Below are 15,132 nucleotides of genomic sequence, written 5' to 3'. Positions count from 1 at the left end.
CTTTCTGGTTAGGAACGACTCCATCGGAGTGCGCTGACGGGCGAGTCTCATGATCGCCCAAGCTAACGGGACCGCCTCCACCAGCAGGCTCAAGCAACTGACACGAGATCGTCATTGCCGCCGCTACCAAAGGCTTGCCCGATTGCCAGGAGGCCGCCGGACGGGCGCCACGAAACCGGCCCCGGCTTTAGACATCATCGATAGACGTGGAGGCGCCACAGACTGGTTTCAGCAACGCCGACTTGACCGTGGCCGTTGCTTCGCGCGGGGCCCGTCACAGGTCACCGTGAAGCTCCTCGAGCTCTGCCCGTGCTGCCGCTGCCATCTCGGCCTTCGATGGCGATCGATTGCTGCTGCTCGTCGCAGCTCTCGGGTTTCGAGCGCGGAGAAATTCCACCGTCTTCTCGATCAACGCGACCGCCAGCGGAACGTCGTCGATGAGCATGCGGCCGGCGAGAAGAGCGACGAGATCTTCGAAGCCCGTGCCTTCGCTCAGCTACACGAAGGAGGTCGTCGAGACGGTCTCGTACCCTGATCCCGCACGTTGTTCGTTTTCACATCGAGACAGCAAGGATCGCCACGTTTCGTCACCTACGAGATTCGCGCTGGATGCGCTTCAGAATCCGGATGTACTTTCTTTGCGATGGACCGTAGTCGCGTACATAGCTTCCGACCATCTGAGCGAGGTCAAGTCGCCACCGCAGAGGTGCGGCCTCGATTTGCTTAGTCAACCCTTCAAAGAGACCCTCTTCCGGATCGATATCGCGAAACAGAAGATCAACAGGCGGAAGCTGCATCGAGAACTCATCTTCATCTTCACGCGTGAACTCATTGTCGAGTTGCTCGTACACCAGCTCGGTGACTCTGTTGAACTGGCTACTGAGTTCCACCATCTCGCGGGGTGAAAGGGAGCCGATCCGAGCGCGAAGATCATCGTCGAAGTACTCGGCGGCGTCGTCGGGGTCGAGCGTGTTGTACCCCTTCCCGGGCGGATTCCACATCAGAACTTCCTCCACCGATAATGCCGCGTCCCCTGGTCACGTCCATTCTTTGTCTTCACATCGACATGGTAATGATCGCCGGCTCCGCAGAGATCTCGGAAGTCGGCACAGTACCCGTCCTTTCGGAGTCGCTTGGCATCCTGCTTCGCCTTCGCTTTGGCTGCGGCCTTAGTTTTCGACGTGTTCGAGGTGTTCTTCTTTGCCTGCGCAATTCGGTTGTCGCGGCTGATTCGGTCTGCCACGAGTGTGCCCAGGTAGACCGCTCCGATGACAACGACCGCGGCAAGGGCGACCCATCCGACGGGGTTCCAGAAATCGGCGGCTCCGAAGGCTGCGAGTCCGACGAGGAGGGCGGCGAAGTCGCCGTTCAGGTCGAACATGTTGATCGGGTCGTTCGGGTAGGTGTATGCGTTTGTGTTTCCGCCGAGGACGGGGTCGACTGAGAGGAAACGGCCGAGCGCGGCGACGTACTGTCTCGCTCCCATTTCGATGGTGGCGATGCTTCCTTCGTGCTCGTAGAGCTTCTGGTTACTTCCGACCCATCCGTAGCTTGCGCCCTGGGGCGTGTTGGCTGGTACTGCATCGTCAGCCCCGAGCGTCCCGATGCGTGAGGTCGCCAAGTCAATCGGGTTGCCGAACGGGTCGTAGAGCGCGAGTGCACCTTGGACTGCACCTGCTCCATCCATCTGAAGGAGGACGTCTCCGTGGATGTTCGGGTACGACCAGGAGGTGGTGCCGGTTTGTTGGGAGACCACGACTCCGCCGGGGAGGACCAGTGTGTGTTCAACGACTGCGCCGGTCGTCGTGAGCGTCCAGTCGGGGCTGTCTCCGTCGCCGCTGAATCCGTAGCGCACGGTCGTGGCGGGTCCGCCCACTGGGGTGACCGTTCGCGCAACGATGCGATCGGTGACATCGCGGGTGTAGCTAATGACCGCGCCGCCGGCGATGCTGGTGGTGATGTGGCGATCGGACTGGTCGTAACTGATGATTTGGTCGGCGAGGGTCGTGGTGTTGCCTCGGTTGTCGTAGGTGAGGTTCGTCGCGTTCAGGCTGGTTGCGCTGACGGGGTTGGGGGTTGCGCCGGGCTCGGGTGCGGCGAGGATCTCAACCGCGACTATGTTCCACGGGCTGTCCCCGTCGCTGACCCCGACACTGACCGGGCTTCCAGTCGGCACGATGGCAGTTGAGCGCTGCGCCCAGAAGAAGTTAAATTGCGGGTCAGCCAGCGCCGATGCCGACGTCGACGTCTTCGCCTCTGTGGCCGGGCTACCGGGGCTGACCAGATTCCATTGGCTCGGATCATCCATCAGCATGTCGTACATCTGCTGATCGCCGCTGATCCATCGTTCGTTGCCGCTGCTGGCGTGTCCTGCACCGTAAACAAGCGACCCCGGTGCTGTTGTCGTGACGTTGACGGTTGGAGCGCCTGCACGCCCGTTGGAGGTGTTGCTTGCACCTACTCCGGATGCTCCGGAGAACGCGACGATGCTCATGAGTTGGTGGTATTCCGCTGTTGAGTCCGTCTGTGTGCCGGTGATGGCGGCGTTTGTGAGCGTGTTGGCGGAGGTCGCCGTCCACACCTCGCTTGTGCCACGTTGAGTGTTCTCTCGTTTCGCCAGGGTCCAGGTGAGGCCACCGCCGGTGACCGTTCCCGTCTGTCCGTGGCTGATGTCCGGGCCGTCGGACTGGTAGAACGCAACGAGGAGGTCATTGGGCTTTGTCGTGGAGATCGTCGCGGTCACGGACGCGGCCGCAGTGGTGCTATTCGCGCTTGCTCGGCCGTCTTCGGTTGCCGTTGCTGGAGGAGTGGCGCCGACTGTGGTGGAGGTCAGTCGGTCTGCGTTGTCGTAGCAGTATGTCGTTACGGCGGTGCCGGCGGTTGTGGTGTCGGTGAATTTGGTTCGGTTGCCGTTCTTGCCAGCGGCGGTGTTGGCACCGCAGCCGCCGGACTCGGCGAACTCGTATCCCAGGGTGTGGCCTGCCACTTGGGCGGAGGCGAGCCTGCCCACGGTGTCGTAGGAGTACACGCTGGTTCCGATGGTCTTGGGTCCTTGGGTGACAGTGTCCTTGACGACTCGGCCGGCTTGGCTGCGGTCGACCGTGTCGACGGTACCTGTGCCGGTTTGGTCGTTCCACCGGATGGAAGTGGTGGCGCCGGCGGAGTTTCGGGTCCAGGTGCCGGTGCTGCCGTTTCCGGCGTTGCCCGTGCCTGAGGGGTAGCTCGTGGTTGCAAGCTCCCCGTTGACGTAGGTGGAGATTGCGAGGGTCTTCCCGCTGAGGTCGGCAACCGTTTTGACTCGGCCGTCATCGTCGTAAGTGTACTTCTCGCCTTGCGGGGGCTGGCCCGTGGGAGTGCTTGCCTGTGTGATGAGTTGGTTCAAGCGGTTGTAGTTGCTGGTCGTGACGGTTCCCCACACGTCGGTGTAAGACACAGTTCGCCCGAGGAGGTCCGTAACTGTCGTGATCCGGCCCGCATCATCCTCTGACGAAGTCGTCAGTGGGTCACCGTTGCTTGTGGCGAAGCTGGAGAGCACCGTTCGTTCGGTGGTCGTCGCTGTTGCCGAATAGGTCTGCTTAGTCACGCGCCCGCGGTCGTCGTAGGTGGAGCAGGACCATTTCGTATCGCCAGTCTTCTTACTGCCGACGACGCGGCCGAGGAGGTCGTAGACGTAGCTTGTCGTGATTGGTACACCCGTTGCCGGACTCGGACCAGTGGCACTCATCAGGCGACCAAACTGCGGCGTCGTGGCGGCGAGTTCGCAGACGGCTACCCCGCTGTTGACCTGGTCGGCATAGCCGCCGAGCTCGGTGTAGTAGGTGTTCGAGACGGCGGTGTTGCCGGCGGGGAGCGTCTGGGAGAGCTGCCGAAGATAGCCTGCGGTACCGAAGGCTTCGTAGGTGTTCGTGGTGGTGAGGGGAGCCGTCGTCCCGACGGCCGTCGTGGTGGTGGCCATTCCGAGCCAAGGTGTGGTCCCGTAACCGGTCGTGGTCTTCGACGGAGGCGTCTGAGCCGTGCCGAGACCCGTGACACCCGCGGGTACGGCATCGTCGGTCTGGGTGGTGGTGACGAGGCCGTAGGCCGGCGACAATGCGGTCCCCGGCACGACGACTCGGCTGCCCCCAGGCGGTGTCCAAAGCAATTGGAGGCTAGCAGTGGACGTATCTTCCTTGTACTCGAGTCGGACACGCATCGATTGACCGGCGGTGGCGGTCACCGTTGCGGTCGGAGAGAGGTGAGCAGAGCTGGAGACCCAGTCGCTGACCTTGAGGACGTCGTCCAGCCAGAGCTGTGAGCCGTCGTCGGCATTGGTGTTCAGAGTGTAAGTCCCGGCTGTGGGGAAGGTGATCGTTCCCGTCAGCCGAAGTGTCCAGTTATCGGCGGGGCCACCTGTGTACGGGGCTGCCGTTCCCCAGTTGGCGTTGACTGTTCCATCGGCCGTGCCGACACCGAGCGCGTAGTTGCTGGGGACGCCGCTGAGCGTCGAGTTGGGATAGTACGTGGCGTTCAGCCCTCGCATTCCCTCGTCGTAGGCGGTCGACGTGTGCGCTGTTGTCAGAGCACACGCCGCTGTAGGGCGCAGGTCGGCCCCGTAGCACGACACGGGGGCGGGACCGTACGCGTCGGTCGGGCGATCCAGTTGGTCGAACAAGGTGGTGGACTTTCGTCCGGCGGCGTCGGTGACGGACGTGTTCTGATCCTTCACCGTCCAGGTTTTGGAAGTGAGCAATCCCGCAGCGGACAATGTCGTGGTTCCTCGCCAGGCGGTGTCGAATGCTGCTGTCGCCGCGTGTCCGTTTGCCGGGGAAGTGGTGGAGGGAGTGAGACCCGTTGCATCGACGAAGGTGGTTCCCGAGCCGTCGGCGTTGCGGTTGTAGGAGTAAGTCTTCTGCGGTTGCTCGTCTTCATTCACACCGTCCGGCGCCGGGAGTGTGATCTGCTGGACACGCTTCGTACTGTCGTACGCGATCTCCGTTTTGACTGCGGCTTCCGGATCGTGCCTCGGGTGCGCCGCCAGCCAGTCGTTGACCGTGGCCGAGCGGATCGTCGAGAGCAGACCATTCGTGTACCCGAAGTCGGTGACCTCATCACCCGGATCGATGATTCGCGCAAGTTGCACACCGCCCGATGCGGCGTCCACGGTGGCGTCCAGCTGCGTGTAGAGCAGCTGCGTGGTGTCGCTGACTCCGGAGACATGACCGGGGTACACGATGCGACAGATCATCCCCGGCGGCGCCGCGGTGAACCCTGGCGCGACGGGGCATGCCAACGGTGAGCCGGTGTCCGTCGTTGTGAGGCCGACAGATGCGGCACTGTCGCCGGCGTAAGCGAACTTGACCTGACGGGTGTAGATGGTTCCCGACTTAGAGAGCGGGTCGGAAATACTGTCCAACTGGTTGGTTCCCGGCTTGTAAGCCGCGATCGGAGCAGCACGCTTCTTCGCGTCCATCGCATCGGTGATGCTTGCGACCTTGCCGGACGGGTCGAATTGGTAGATCGTTCCGTCCTCGTCGGTCAGCGTGATGGCTTTGGTCGTGTCTTGTGCCAACACTCCCTGCTCTCCAGGCGGAGGCGTGTAGCCACCTGCGGAGGTGCGGTTGTAGGTGTGCGCGGTTCCGGTGGTGTCCGTCAGGGTGACGGAGCTCTCCTTGACCTCCGCGCGAACATACGCGGTGTTGGACCCTGTCAGCGCGGTGGTAGCGCCCCATCCCGGCGGGAGGGTTTCAACCTTGCGGGTCAGCCAGGAGGCGGGAACAACGGTTGGGTCAAGTGTCTGCTGGACGCCGTTGGCGTCCTTGTAGGTGCCCTTCACCCAGAGCTCGACGAGTCCGCTGCCGTTGTTGTTGTAGAACTGCACGGCGATCGGTGTCGGGACGATCGACCCGGTCGCCGCGGTTGTGAGCGATGTTCCGGCACCCCAGACGACGTTCTCCTGATGCGCGTTGTTCCATTGATCGACTGCGGTCGTTCCGTTCAGGATGAGTTTGGCACCGTCATCGCGAACGAACCCGAACGTGTACGAACCGCTTGCCGGAGGAGTGATGAATCCCTGCCACTGCACCATGTAATGCGCGGCAGGCATGGCCGGCGTCGGAGCGTTGGTGCCCCAGTCGAATCGGACCAGGGAGTCGGTGCGAACGAGTCGAACTTTGTCGGGAAGGTCGGTGCGGGCGAACGAGTAGTTCGGCGTCGCATCGGCCGAGATGTCGTAGTAGGTTCCCGTGAGGCCAGACACCGATGCCTGCTGGGAGTTGTAGGCGAACGACAACCCCATCGGACCGCCCAACGTGGAGACGGTGGGAGAGGCGAAGGAGATGTTGGCGTTGCCGTTGGCGAGATTGACCGTCACCCCGCCGGCGCTGTCCGTCGGGGACGGACCGTTGGTGCCCGTGCGCGCCGTATAGGTGAAGTGGTTGATCCAGGTGCCAGGCGACTTGTCGAAGCCGTCGTCGACGACGATCACCCACGAATAGCGGACACCGTCCTGTAACACCCCCGCGGGCACAGTCCACGTATACGGAGCGGTTGTCTTGACGTCCGAGACGGCGACGATGCCACTCTTTCCGTCGGACCCGGTCGTCAGACGGAACTGGTACTTCAGCGTGTCGCCGTTGGCGTCTGTACCTGCACCACCAGTCAGCGTCGGAGTGGCGTTCACCAGGATGGATCCGTCAATTGGTGCAGCCGCCGACTGCGCGACAACCGCGGGAGTGTTGGTCTTGAATGAATACACCTGGGAGACGCGCTGCGAGCAGGAACCCGCAGGGATTGGTGTATCGCTGGTGCAGTATCCGTCTTTGACATAGAGGTGGTAGTAGTACGTCGTGTTCGGTTGCAAGTACGTTGCTGGCACCGTGACCGGGTTGGTGCTGGTCCAACCGGACTGCCACACGACGCCCGTTTCCCCGTCGGAGCCGGTCGTCACGCGGAAGTAGTATCCGAGTCCGGTGCCTTCCGGATCTGTGGAGGCGATCTTCAGCGTCGGCGTCAAGCTGGCTCTCGCGCCGCCAACGGGCGAGGGTGTGACGGCCGTCGGTACGGCCGGGTAATCCTTCCACGACACATAGAGATACGCGTTGAGGCTCTTCAGGGTGTATGCGCCGGCCTGCTCCTGTCCAGTAAGCATGAGGTAAGCGCCAGAGCTTCCCGAGTTGACCCAGGACGAGATCTGCTGGCTGAGGCCGTTGCCGTTGGAGTCACCGTCAACGGTTACGGGCAGCGTCGCGAGGAGCCCTCCACTAAGGCCGTTGTATCCGAATGAGGACGCGTAGTAGACGCCTCCGGTGTATGGGCCGGCAGCGGTGCCGACGACGCCGTTCATGGCGGCATACACCTCGGCATCGAGTATCTGCTTGCCGAACAGTTGCTCGTAGGGGAACTTGACGATCGACCGCCAATAGTGGTCGCCGGGGTCGCGGGCGTTGCCGACGAGGATGGTATCGGTGCGCAGGACGCCATCGGACTTGTAGGAGCGGATGTCGGTGGTCCCCGCGGGGCCCCAGGTGGTCGGGTCGACGTACACGGGGTAGACGCGGTCGCTGTCAGCCAACCACTCCCGCGACGGCGACAGCGTGAGCGTCCAGCTGTTGCCGGCGCGCTCGACCGTCACCGGCACGTTCGCGGTCGCATCGGAGGACTCGCCCTCCACACCCGAGGAATCCCACATCAGGGGCGTCGGGATCTGAAACCGCACCGTGCCGTTGACATCGGCAAAGTCCACACCGCCTTCAGCGTTGACCGACAAGGTCAGACCCGGGGCGTCAACTCCCCACATGTACTCGTCGTCCGACTTAGAGGGCAGGGCGTCGAGCTTCAGCGTCTCCTTAACCGACGACGGCTGCACCTGATACTCCAGGTCCACTCCGTCGAACACCTCGGGGTACGTCACCTTGTCGGTTCCGACGCCGTTGCGGGAAGCGAAAGGGAGGGGTGCCTTCATCGCCGAAGTAGCGGCACCCTTCAACGTGTAGGAGACACGGTAGCCGTCCTTCTCGACCGACATCACTCCGTCGGCGGCGCCGTCCCTCTTGAACTCCGGCCGCAGCACGTTCTGCGGAACGCTCAGCCCGCCAGTGGCGCTGTCGGCCTTGAGGCGGGTCGAGGACTCCCTCCACTCGCCATTCTGGAAAACGTTCACAGGCGACGCCGACAGCTGAGTGACGTGCGATCCGTCGTCCTTCGTGTAGGTCGTGGAGTATTCGTCGCGGGACGTGACCACCGCATCGGCGACAGCTTCCGAGGAGGCCGACTCCTCGGCTGCCGCATCCGGCTCACCGAGGGAGAGTTTGGCGGGCTTCGCCGCTTCCGTTTCCCGCATCGGGCGGGCGCTTAGGTCGTCGACCGGACCCCCACCAACGGGCGCTGCAGTCGACGGCAGGGGCGGCAGATCCGCTGCAGATCGACTCGATGGCGCCTCAATCTGAGCTTGCGTGTCTGCGGCGTTCGCTGGCGAAACCGTACCAACGACGAGTGCCATCGCTGCAACTGAAGCAAGGGCCACGGACCCGAAAGAGCGCGCGAAAGACCGCATTCAGAACCCCTCGACTAACGGTAAGCGGCCCGATAGTCGAGCGCGAGATCAATCTAGAGGGTTTGATTTCTGTACGTCTAGCAAGAAACCTAAGCAATAGCTCATCGAGCACCCCCAAAAGGCGGTACTCATGTTTCCAGTATGTTACAGACTCCAAATGGCCGTGTAACGCGTGAACTCGAGCAGATCTGGGATCAAGGGCGCGTCAGCAAACTTCGAGATGCGTCGCTCTCTTCGGTGCCGCGATCTGCGCTTCGACGCGCGTTGCGGTTCGGGCTTCGATCACTAGTCCGAAACCGGGCAGCTAGCGAAAGCGCGAGCCGCGAGCTGCGCTGAGACTTTAGTCCCGAGGGTTTAATTTCTTGAGCACTCGCTTCAGCGCGACGTCTGCACCCTTGACGAACTCTTCAGCTTCCGCCGGCGTCATCGACACGTTCGTGATTTCTGTCGTTCCGTCAGATCCGACAACGACGCCGCAACGCGATCAACCTCAACCCGACTCACAAGCCGATTCCCGGATATTGGGCTCGCGGTGGCGTGGCGTAATTCGAAGAGGTGTCAGCAGCAATCGTGACGAGTGCGGTGCGGGCTGGTGTTGGCCGCACTCGTCACGTCACGTCGCGCCGTTCAAGTGTCGCAGGCCTGCTCAATGCCGTCGTCGTTCGGGGAGCGCGGAAAGTCATGGACCGAGAAGCTCTCGAACTGCGATCTGGATCGGGATGAGTCGCCATCCCCCGACTACCGATTCCGCCTGACACGACGACACCTATACACCAACCGAAATAGCGTCGGCATCATCTCCTCGCGGAGCCTCTTCCCGCACCAATGAAGGACCTTTTCGATGACCGACGCTCTTGCCGACCCGGACCACGACGGTTATATTAACCGCCACGGGGGCGACGTTGTGTCAATCATCGCCTCGTACCAACCGATCATGATCTCGCGCGTCCGCTGGGCAGCTATCGCGGAGTTCACCCGCTCCGCCGCGACAGACTTCAGCCCACGCCATGAGGATGAAGCCCGGAACGTCCTGTTCGGAATCGCCCGCCTCGCCGATTGGACGCATCACACTGCAGGCCACTCCCTGAAACGAGAGATCGTCCTCGACCCTCGCAACATCGACGACTTCATCAAACGCGGCTACCCCGTAGCCGAACAGTCTCGGAAGAGCAGCATCCGCAACTATCTCCATATCCTCAGCGCTGAGCTAGGACACGGAGACGAAGCGCGGCGACGCGCCCGCAAGAAGGTCACGGTCGACCGGTACGCGCCGTACACGCCGGCGGAGTACGCAAACTTCCGTCTGACCGGGCAGACCGTTTCAACTGATCACCGGCAGCACGTCTGGACTACCGCTCTCGCCCTCGGTGCTGGGTTTGGCCTCATCACCCCCGAGCTCTTTGAAGTCAGGCCTGATGATCTCGTTGAGGACGAACGAGGCCTAATCCTCACCGTCCGTGGGCGTACCGTCACCTGCCTACCAGAGTGGGAGCGCGAGGTTCTAGCCGCTGTGCGTCGTCGCCCTGACCACGCCTGGCTGCTGGTGGACGAGCTGCCAAGCGATCCTGCAACGTTCCTCCACAACTTCCTTCGGCTGGCTGCGACGACCGCGCGCCAGGACCGGTTCGTTGTCGAACGGCTCCGGACAACGTGGATCGTCCGTCATCTCGAAGCGGGCACACCGGTTCAGGCGATCCTGCGCGGGCTAGGCGCGACGACAACGAAATCGAGCGCTGCCTTCGCTACGTCGACCCGATCGACGACTCGGCCTACTTCACCGCCCTCCAGCTCGGACGTGAGAAGTGAGAACCCGCGCGAAGAACCAGCGAACCGCTCTGCGAGAGATCCTCCGAAGCTCCTCCCTGCCAGCGGAACCGATCACCGGAAACATCTCCCGCATCCCTCAACGACACATCGAGTACATCGCCGGGATCGTCGACCGCAGCGGTCTCGTCGAACAATCCGACGAATGGTACTGGGAGGACCGTGGCGGCCGAAAAGCTTCAGGCAAACCACGGATCGTGTCCACTCGGACCGCCCTCATCCTTTACCTCCTCCTATCGGCCGAACACTCCCCGCAACTCGTCGACGACATGGCAAAGCTCTGCGCCGTCCGACTATCCAACGAGTCGAAGCAGTACCTCGGGCTATGGGACCCGCGCAACCGACGTAAGAAGAAGGCCAACTGGTACTGGCCGCTCTACCACGCGACCCAACGGATCATCGATCCGATCGACCCGAAGCCGGCCCGAAGCGGAAACCGACGGAAGTTTCCGACACTCGAAGAGATCGAGCTCATCAAGGCGGCGCGTGAAAAGCACGGCGACTCACGCAAGCAGGTTCGCCTCGAGTGGTTTATCAACCGGCTGATCGACGCGACCGTCAAGGAGATCCCCGCAGAGATCTTCGACCTGTGGCAAGGCGACACCGCTGTCGACGGCACCGTCGTCGGCGTGCACGGCAAGAACGGCGCCCCCTGGTCGAACAAGGAGGCGAAGGCCGCATCCCGCCGAGGCGCCCTTGAGTTCGACGGAGGCTGGCACCTACGCACCGGGAAGAACGACTACACCTCAGACCACACCAAGGCAAGGAAGTCTGTCTTCGGCTTCGACGCGTCCGTTGTCACCATGACGGCAAACGACCCGAACAGTACCCCGCCGCACCCGCTCCTCGTCCTCGGCATCGCGCTGACCGTCCCGTCTGCCGAGGTCGCCGAGTCGGCCCTGGTTGTCTACCGGGACATCAAGGCTCGCGGCTACAAGACCGGCCGCGCGACCGGCGACCGAGCATATGGTCCCGGCACAGACGTTGAGAAGTACCAGATCCCGATGCGCCAGGAGCTCGGCTACGACCTCGTCATGGATTACAAGGACAACCAGCTCGGTGCGAAGCAGGGGCAATACGCCGGCGCGATCATGGTCGAAGGCGCCTTCTACTGCCCCAACATGCCCGAAGACCTCATCGAGGCAACCGCACGCTACCGCAGGCACGAGATCACCGGGTCCGAGTACCGCGATCTCATCCGGCGACGCCTGCTCTACAAAATGCGCGCGAAGGAAAAGCCGGACGCAAAAGGACGCGTCCCAATGATGTGCCCGGCCCGCGGCCCAGGTGCCACTGCCTACTGCCCGATCGCCAACGCGTGCGGGGGCGTGAAGCCCTCGGGCAAACCTGACGACGATCTCGTGCCGATCTACGGTGACGCCGCAGTCGACGAGAACACCGGCGGAATCCTGCCGATCTGCGCGAACAAGTCCTCGGTCAGCTTCCCGATCGAAGCCGGGATCAAAAGCTTCCAGACCCCGCACTACGGCAGCGCCGAGTGGGCAAACCTGTACCACGCCGATCGCGGCACCATCGAAGGGAAGAACGCGTTCCTCAAGGACGGCTCGAAAGAGAGCCTCGGCGATCCCACACGTCGTCGCCTCCGCGGCTACACCGGCCAGTACTTCCTGATCGGGCTGATGTACGCAGCGAGCAACCTGCGCGCCCTCGAAAGCTTCCGCGACGAATACCTCGACCACGAGTCCGACGAAGCGCTCGAGGCGTACTTCGAACGAAAGCTCAACACGAAACTCACCCGACGGAAAGACGGGCCCGTGCGAATCGCACCGTGGAACAACTTCCGGGAACGCGAAGCCGAGGTCGGGGGTTCACCGCCCGACAAACGCTAGGCCCGCTGCGGGCCGTCCCCAACACCAGTACCCGCATTACCAGGCGTCTCGCCCTGCCCAGAATCCCCGGAATCAGGCATTCGAGACGCCTTTTGCGTTACACGAAACCGGTTCGAGTCGTCAGGAGCGATCGTAAGGGAGCCTTCGACGAGGTCACCGGCGGAATTCCTATCAGCCGAGACGCCCTCTTGCCCTATTGCAAATGATTTGGGCGACCATTGCAACCACCCCACCCCGTGGCCGTATGGGAGTGGAGGACCACCCCCATACGGGCATTCGGGTAAGCCACCGGTCCGTTCGAGACGCCCCCTAGCGCGCACTGCGCGGACCGGCTGACCCTTCCAGGGTAACGGTGGAGTAGACGGTGCAGTCAACCTGAGATGCCCTCTCGTCACCGCTGGGCCTGCTGGATATGCTGTGCCGCATGAGCACGAAGAGCCGTCAGGGGCCGCATCCGGAGACCACTCTCGAGGTCCGCGATCACCGCGGGCTGTGGGGCGCGCTGGCCGGTCTGGTCACGGCCGTCCTGATCGCGTACCCGCTGTCGGCCAGCATCGCGTTCGCGACGCATCCCGCCACGCAGCGCCTGTTCGGCGGGCGGCTCGAGTCGGCGTCGCAGTTCGGCTTCCAGGCGTTCTGGTGGGTGCTCGCCCTGGCCTGCCTGGCGCTGCCGTTCATCGTCGGGTTCGGGATCGCGAAGCTCTCGGCCCGGACCATCACCGTGATCGGCGCGGTCGTGGTGATCCTGCTAATCCTGCTGGTCGTGCTCGGGCAGCTGTTCGCGTTCTGAGCGTTGTGAGCGCGCCGAAGCGGCGGACTGTCCGCCGCCTCGGCGCGATTCGTGCCACATTCGGCCGCCTCGGGGGCCGGTCGAGGCGCGTGCGGGAGGCTAGCCGAGCGTCCCGTGGACGGCGAACTCGTCGATCGCGGCGAGCTCGGCGTCGGTGAGCGGGGCGCCGTCGAGGGCGCCGACGTTCTGCTCGAGCTGGGCGACGCTGCTCGCGCCGATGATCGCCGAGACGACGGTGCGGCGGCGCAGCACCCACTGGAGGGCGAGCTGCGCGAGGCTCTGGCCGCGGCCGGCCGCGATGTCGTTGAGGCCGCGGGCGCGCTCCAGGTAGGTCTCGGTGATGTCGGACTCGTGCAGGAACACGCTCGTGAGGGCGCGGGAGCCCTCGGGCACGCCGTCGAGGTAGCGGTCGGTCAGCATCCCCTGCGCCAGCGGCGAGTAGACGATCGCGGCGGCGCCGACCTCGTCCACCGCATCCAGGACGCCCTGCTCGACCGTGCGGTCGAACATCGAGTAGCGCGGCTGGTGCAGCAGCAGCGGGGTGCCGGCGGCGGCGAGCAGTTCGGCGGCCTGCACCGTGCGCTCGGCGTCGTAGTTCGAGATCGCCGGGTAGAGCGACTTGCCGCTCGTCACCGCGGTGACCAGGGCGCCCATGCTCTCCTCGAGCGGGGTCTCGTGGTCGGGACGGTGGTGGTAGAAGACGTCGACGTAGTCGAGGCCGAGGCGCTTGAGCGACTGGTCGAGGGACGACAGCAGGTACTTGCGCGAGCCTCCATCGCCGTACGAGCCGGGCCACATCCCGTAACCGGCCTTGGTGGAGACGACGATCTCGTCCCGGTACGCCTTCAGGTCGGTGGCGAGGATGCGGCCGAAGACCTCCTCGGCGGCACCGGGAGGCGGCCCGTAGTTGTTGGCGAGGTCGAAGTGCGTGATGCCGAGGTCGAAGGCGCGGAGCACGATGGCGCGCTGCACCTCATAGGCGCGGGCGTGCCCGAAGTTCTGCCAGAGACCGAGCGAGAGCTCGGGCAGCACGAGGCCGCTCCGTCCGGCTCGGCGGTACGGGATGCGGTCGTAGCGGTTCGCGTCGGCGAGATGAGTCACGCACACAACCTAGCAACATCGCGGGACCGGTCCCACCACAGGGCGCCCCCGCGACATTCGTGCCGAATGTGGAGAACGCCCGCGCCGCCATCGCCGTTGCCGTTGCCGTTGCCGTCGCCGTTGCCGTCGCGAGATTTGTGCCAAATGTCGAGAAAGAGGAGGCGATTCGCGACATTTGTGCCAAATGTGGAGAACCCCAGCGCCGCCATCCCAGATTCGTCGTCGCCGCCGCCGCCGCCGCGACACTTGTGCCAAATGTCGAGAAAGCGAAGGCGATTCGCGACATTTGTGCCAAATGCGGGGAACTCCTGCCCAGCGCCAGCGCCGGGCCAGCGCAGCGGGCGCGCCCGCCTACGCGGTGCGGAGGCGGAAGGCGTCGCCGTCGCGGGTGACGGTGACGCCGTCGTGGTCGGGGAGGCGCGTCAGTCCCTCGGTCGTCGGCGACGCGTACGTCCCGACCACGACCGTGCGGGCGCCCGCGTCGAGGCCGGCGCGGAGGCCCGCCTCGACGTCCTCGAAGACCACGCAGTCCGCGATCGGCACGCCCAGCCTCCGGGCGCCGAGCAGGTACGGGTCGGGAGCGGGCTTGCCGTGCTCGACGTCGGCGGGCGTGACGACGACGGCGGGGAGCGGGATGCCGGCCGCCTCCATGCGGGCGACCGCCAGCGCGCGCGGGGCACTCGTGACCAGCGCCACCGGGGCGCCCGCCTCGGTCAGTGCCGCGATGAGGGCGGCGGCGCCGGGGATCTCGACGATGCCGTCGGTGCGCGTGACCTCCTCCTCGAGCAGGTGGTCGGTCATCCGCTCGCGCTCCTCCGCCGAGTGCTGCGGGAGGAAGTGCGCCACCGTCGAGGGGGCGGGCCGGCCGTGCGCGTAATCGAGCACAGCGGCAGCATCCAGCCCGTGCGCCGCACTGAACTCGCCCCACACGTGCTCGACCACCGGCGTCGAGTCGACGAGGGTGCCGTCCATGTCGAAGAGGAATCCGCGCGCTGTCACATCCATCCCCTCACCCTAGGGGCCGGGGATGAACGGGT

The 15,132-nt window shown here is 64.1% G+C and carries 7 protein-coding genes; 2 read left to right on the top strand and 5 right to left on the bottom strand.

Annotated features, from left to right (window positions below; translation table 11 throughout):
* Positions 1 to 274: 274 nt before the first annotated feature.
* The 3 genes from BGO91_RS10640 to BGO91_RS10630 form a co-directional block, all read right to left on the bottom strand.
* Positions 275 to 445 carry a hypothetical protein gene (locus tag BGO91_RS10640; RefSeq protein ID WP_290472737.1) on the bottom strand — a complete coding sequence of 57 codons (171 nt, stop codon included), beginning with the start codon at positions 443 to 445 and terminating at the stop codon, positions 275 to 277.
* Between the two features lie 142 nt (positions 446 to 587).
* The gene (locus BGO91_RS10635) at positions 588 to 1,001 is read right to left on the bottom strand and encodes a hypothetical protein (RefSeq protein ID WP_290472736.1); all 414 of its coding nucleotides are present in this window, start codon (positions 999 to 1,001) and stop codon (positions 588 to 590) included.
* Positions 1,001 to 8,476 (bottom strand): PA14 domain-containing protein, encoded by a 7,476-nt coding sequence (locus BGO91_RS10630; protein ID WP_290472735.1) that lies wholly within the window; start codon positions 8,474 to 8,476, stop codon positions 1,001 to 1,003. Before BGO91_RS10630 ends, BGO91_RS10635 begins: the two co-directional genes overlap by 1 nt.
* A 1,856-nt stretch (positions 8,477 to 10,332) precedes the next feature.
* On the opposite strand from BGO91_RS10630, the gene BGO91_RS10625 reads away from it, so the two are divergent.
* Complete coding sequence (locus tag BGO91_RS10625; protein ID WP_290472734.1) at positions 10,333 to 12,204, top strand: hypothetical protein; 1,872 nt, start codon at positions 10,333 to 10,335, stop codon at positions 12,202 to 12,204.
* Positions 12,205 to 12,628: 424 nt separating this feature from the next.
* The gene (locus BGO91_RS10620; protein ID WP_290472733.1) at positions 12,629 to 12,994 is read left to right on the top strand and encodes a hypothetical protein; all 366 of its coding nucleotides are present in this window, start codon (positions 12,629 to 12,631) and stop codon (positions 12,992 to 12,994) included.
* A gap of 99 nt (positions 12,995 to 13,093) precedes the next feature.
* Here the strand turns inward: BGO91_RS10620 and BGO91_RS10615 are convergent, their stop codons facing one another.
* Positions 13,094 to 14,095 (bottom strand): aldo/keto reductase, encoded by a 1,002-nt coding sequence (locus BGO91_RS10615; protein ID WP_290472732.1) that lies wholly within the window; start codon positions 14,093 to 14,095, stop codon positions 13,094 to 13,096.
* A 351-nt stretch (positions 14,096 to 14,446) separates the two neighbouring features.
* Entirely contained in the window at positions 14,447 to 15,100 is a 654-nt protein-coding gene (locus BGO91_RS10610; RefSeq protein WP_290472731.1) for an HAD-IA family hydrolase, read from the bottom strand.
* Positions 15,101 to 15,132: the final 32 nt, after the last annotated feature.

Source organism: Leifsonia sp. 71-9, assembly GCF_001898805.1.
GTDB lineage: Bacteria > Actinomycetota > Actinomycetes > Actinomycetales > Microbacteriaceae > Leifsonia.
The sequence above is the reverse complement of the archived record's forward strand: the minus strand, read 5'-3'. Positions and strand labels throughout refer to the sequence as shown.

Coding starts and splice junctions, on each gene's coding strand:
- BGO91_RS10610 (WP_290472731.1), bottom strand. CDS start 15,100: ATGGATGTGACAGCGCGCGGATTCCTCTTCGACATGGACGGCACCCTC.
- BGO91_RS10630 (WP_290472735.1), bottom strand. CDS start 8,476: ATGGCACTCGTCGTTGGTACGGTTTCGCCAGCGAACGCCGCAGACACG.
- BGO91_RS10640 (WP_290472737.1), bottom strand. CDS start 445: ATGCTCATCGACGACGTTCCGCTGGCGGTCGCGTTGATCGAGAAGACG.
- BGO91_RS10620 (WP_290472733.1), top strand. CDS start 12,629: ATGAGCACGAAGAGCCGTCAGGGGCCGCATCCGGAGACCACTCTCGAG.
- BGO91_RS10635 (WP_290472736.1), bottom strand. CDS start 1,001: ATGTGGAATCCGCCCGGGAAGGGGTACAACACGCTCGACCCCGACGAC.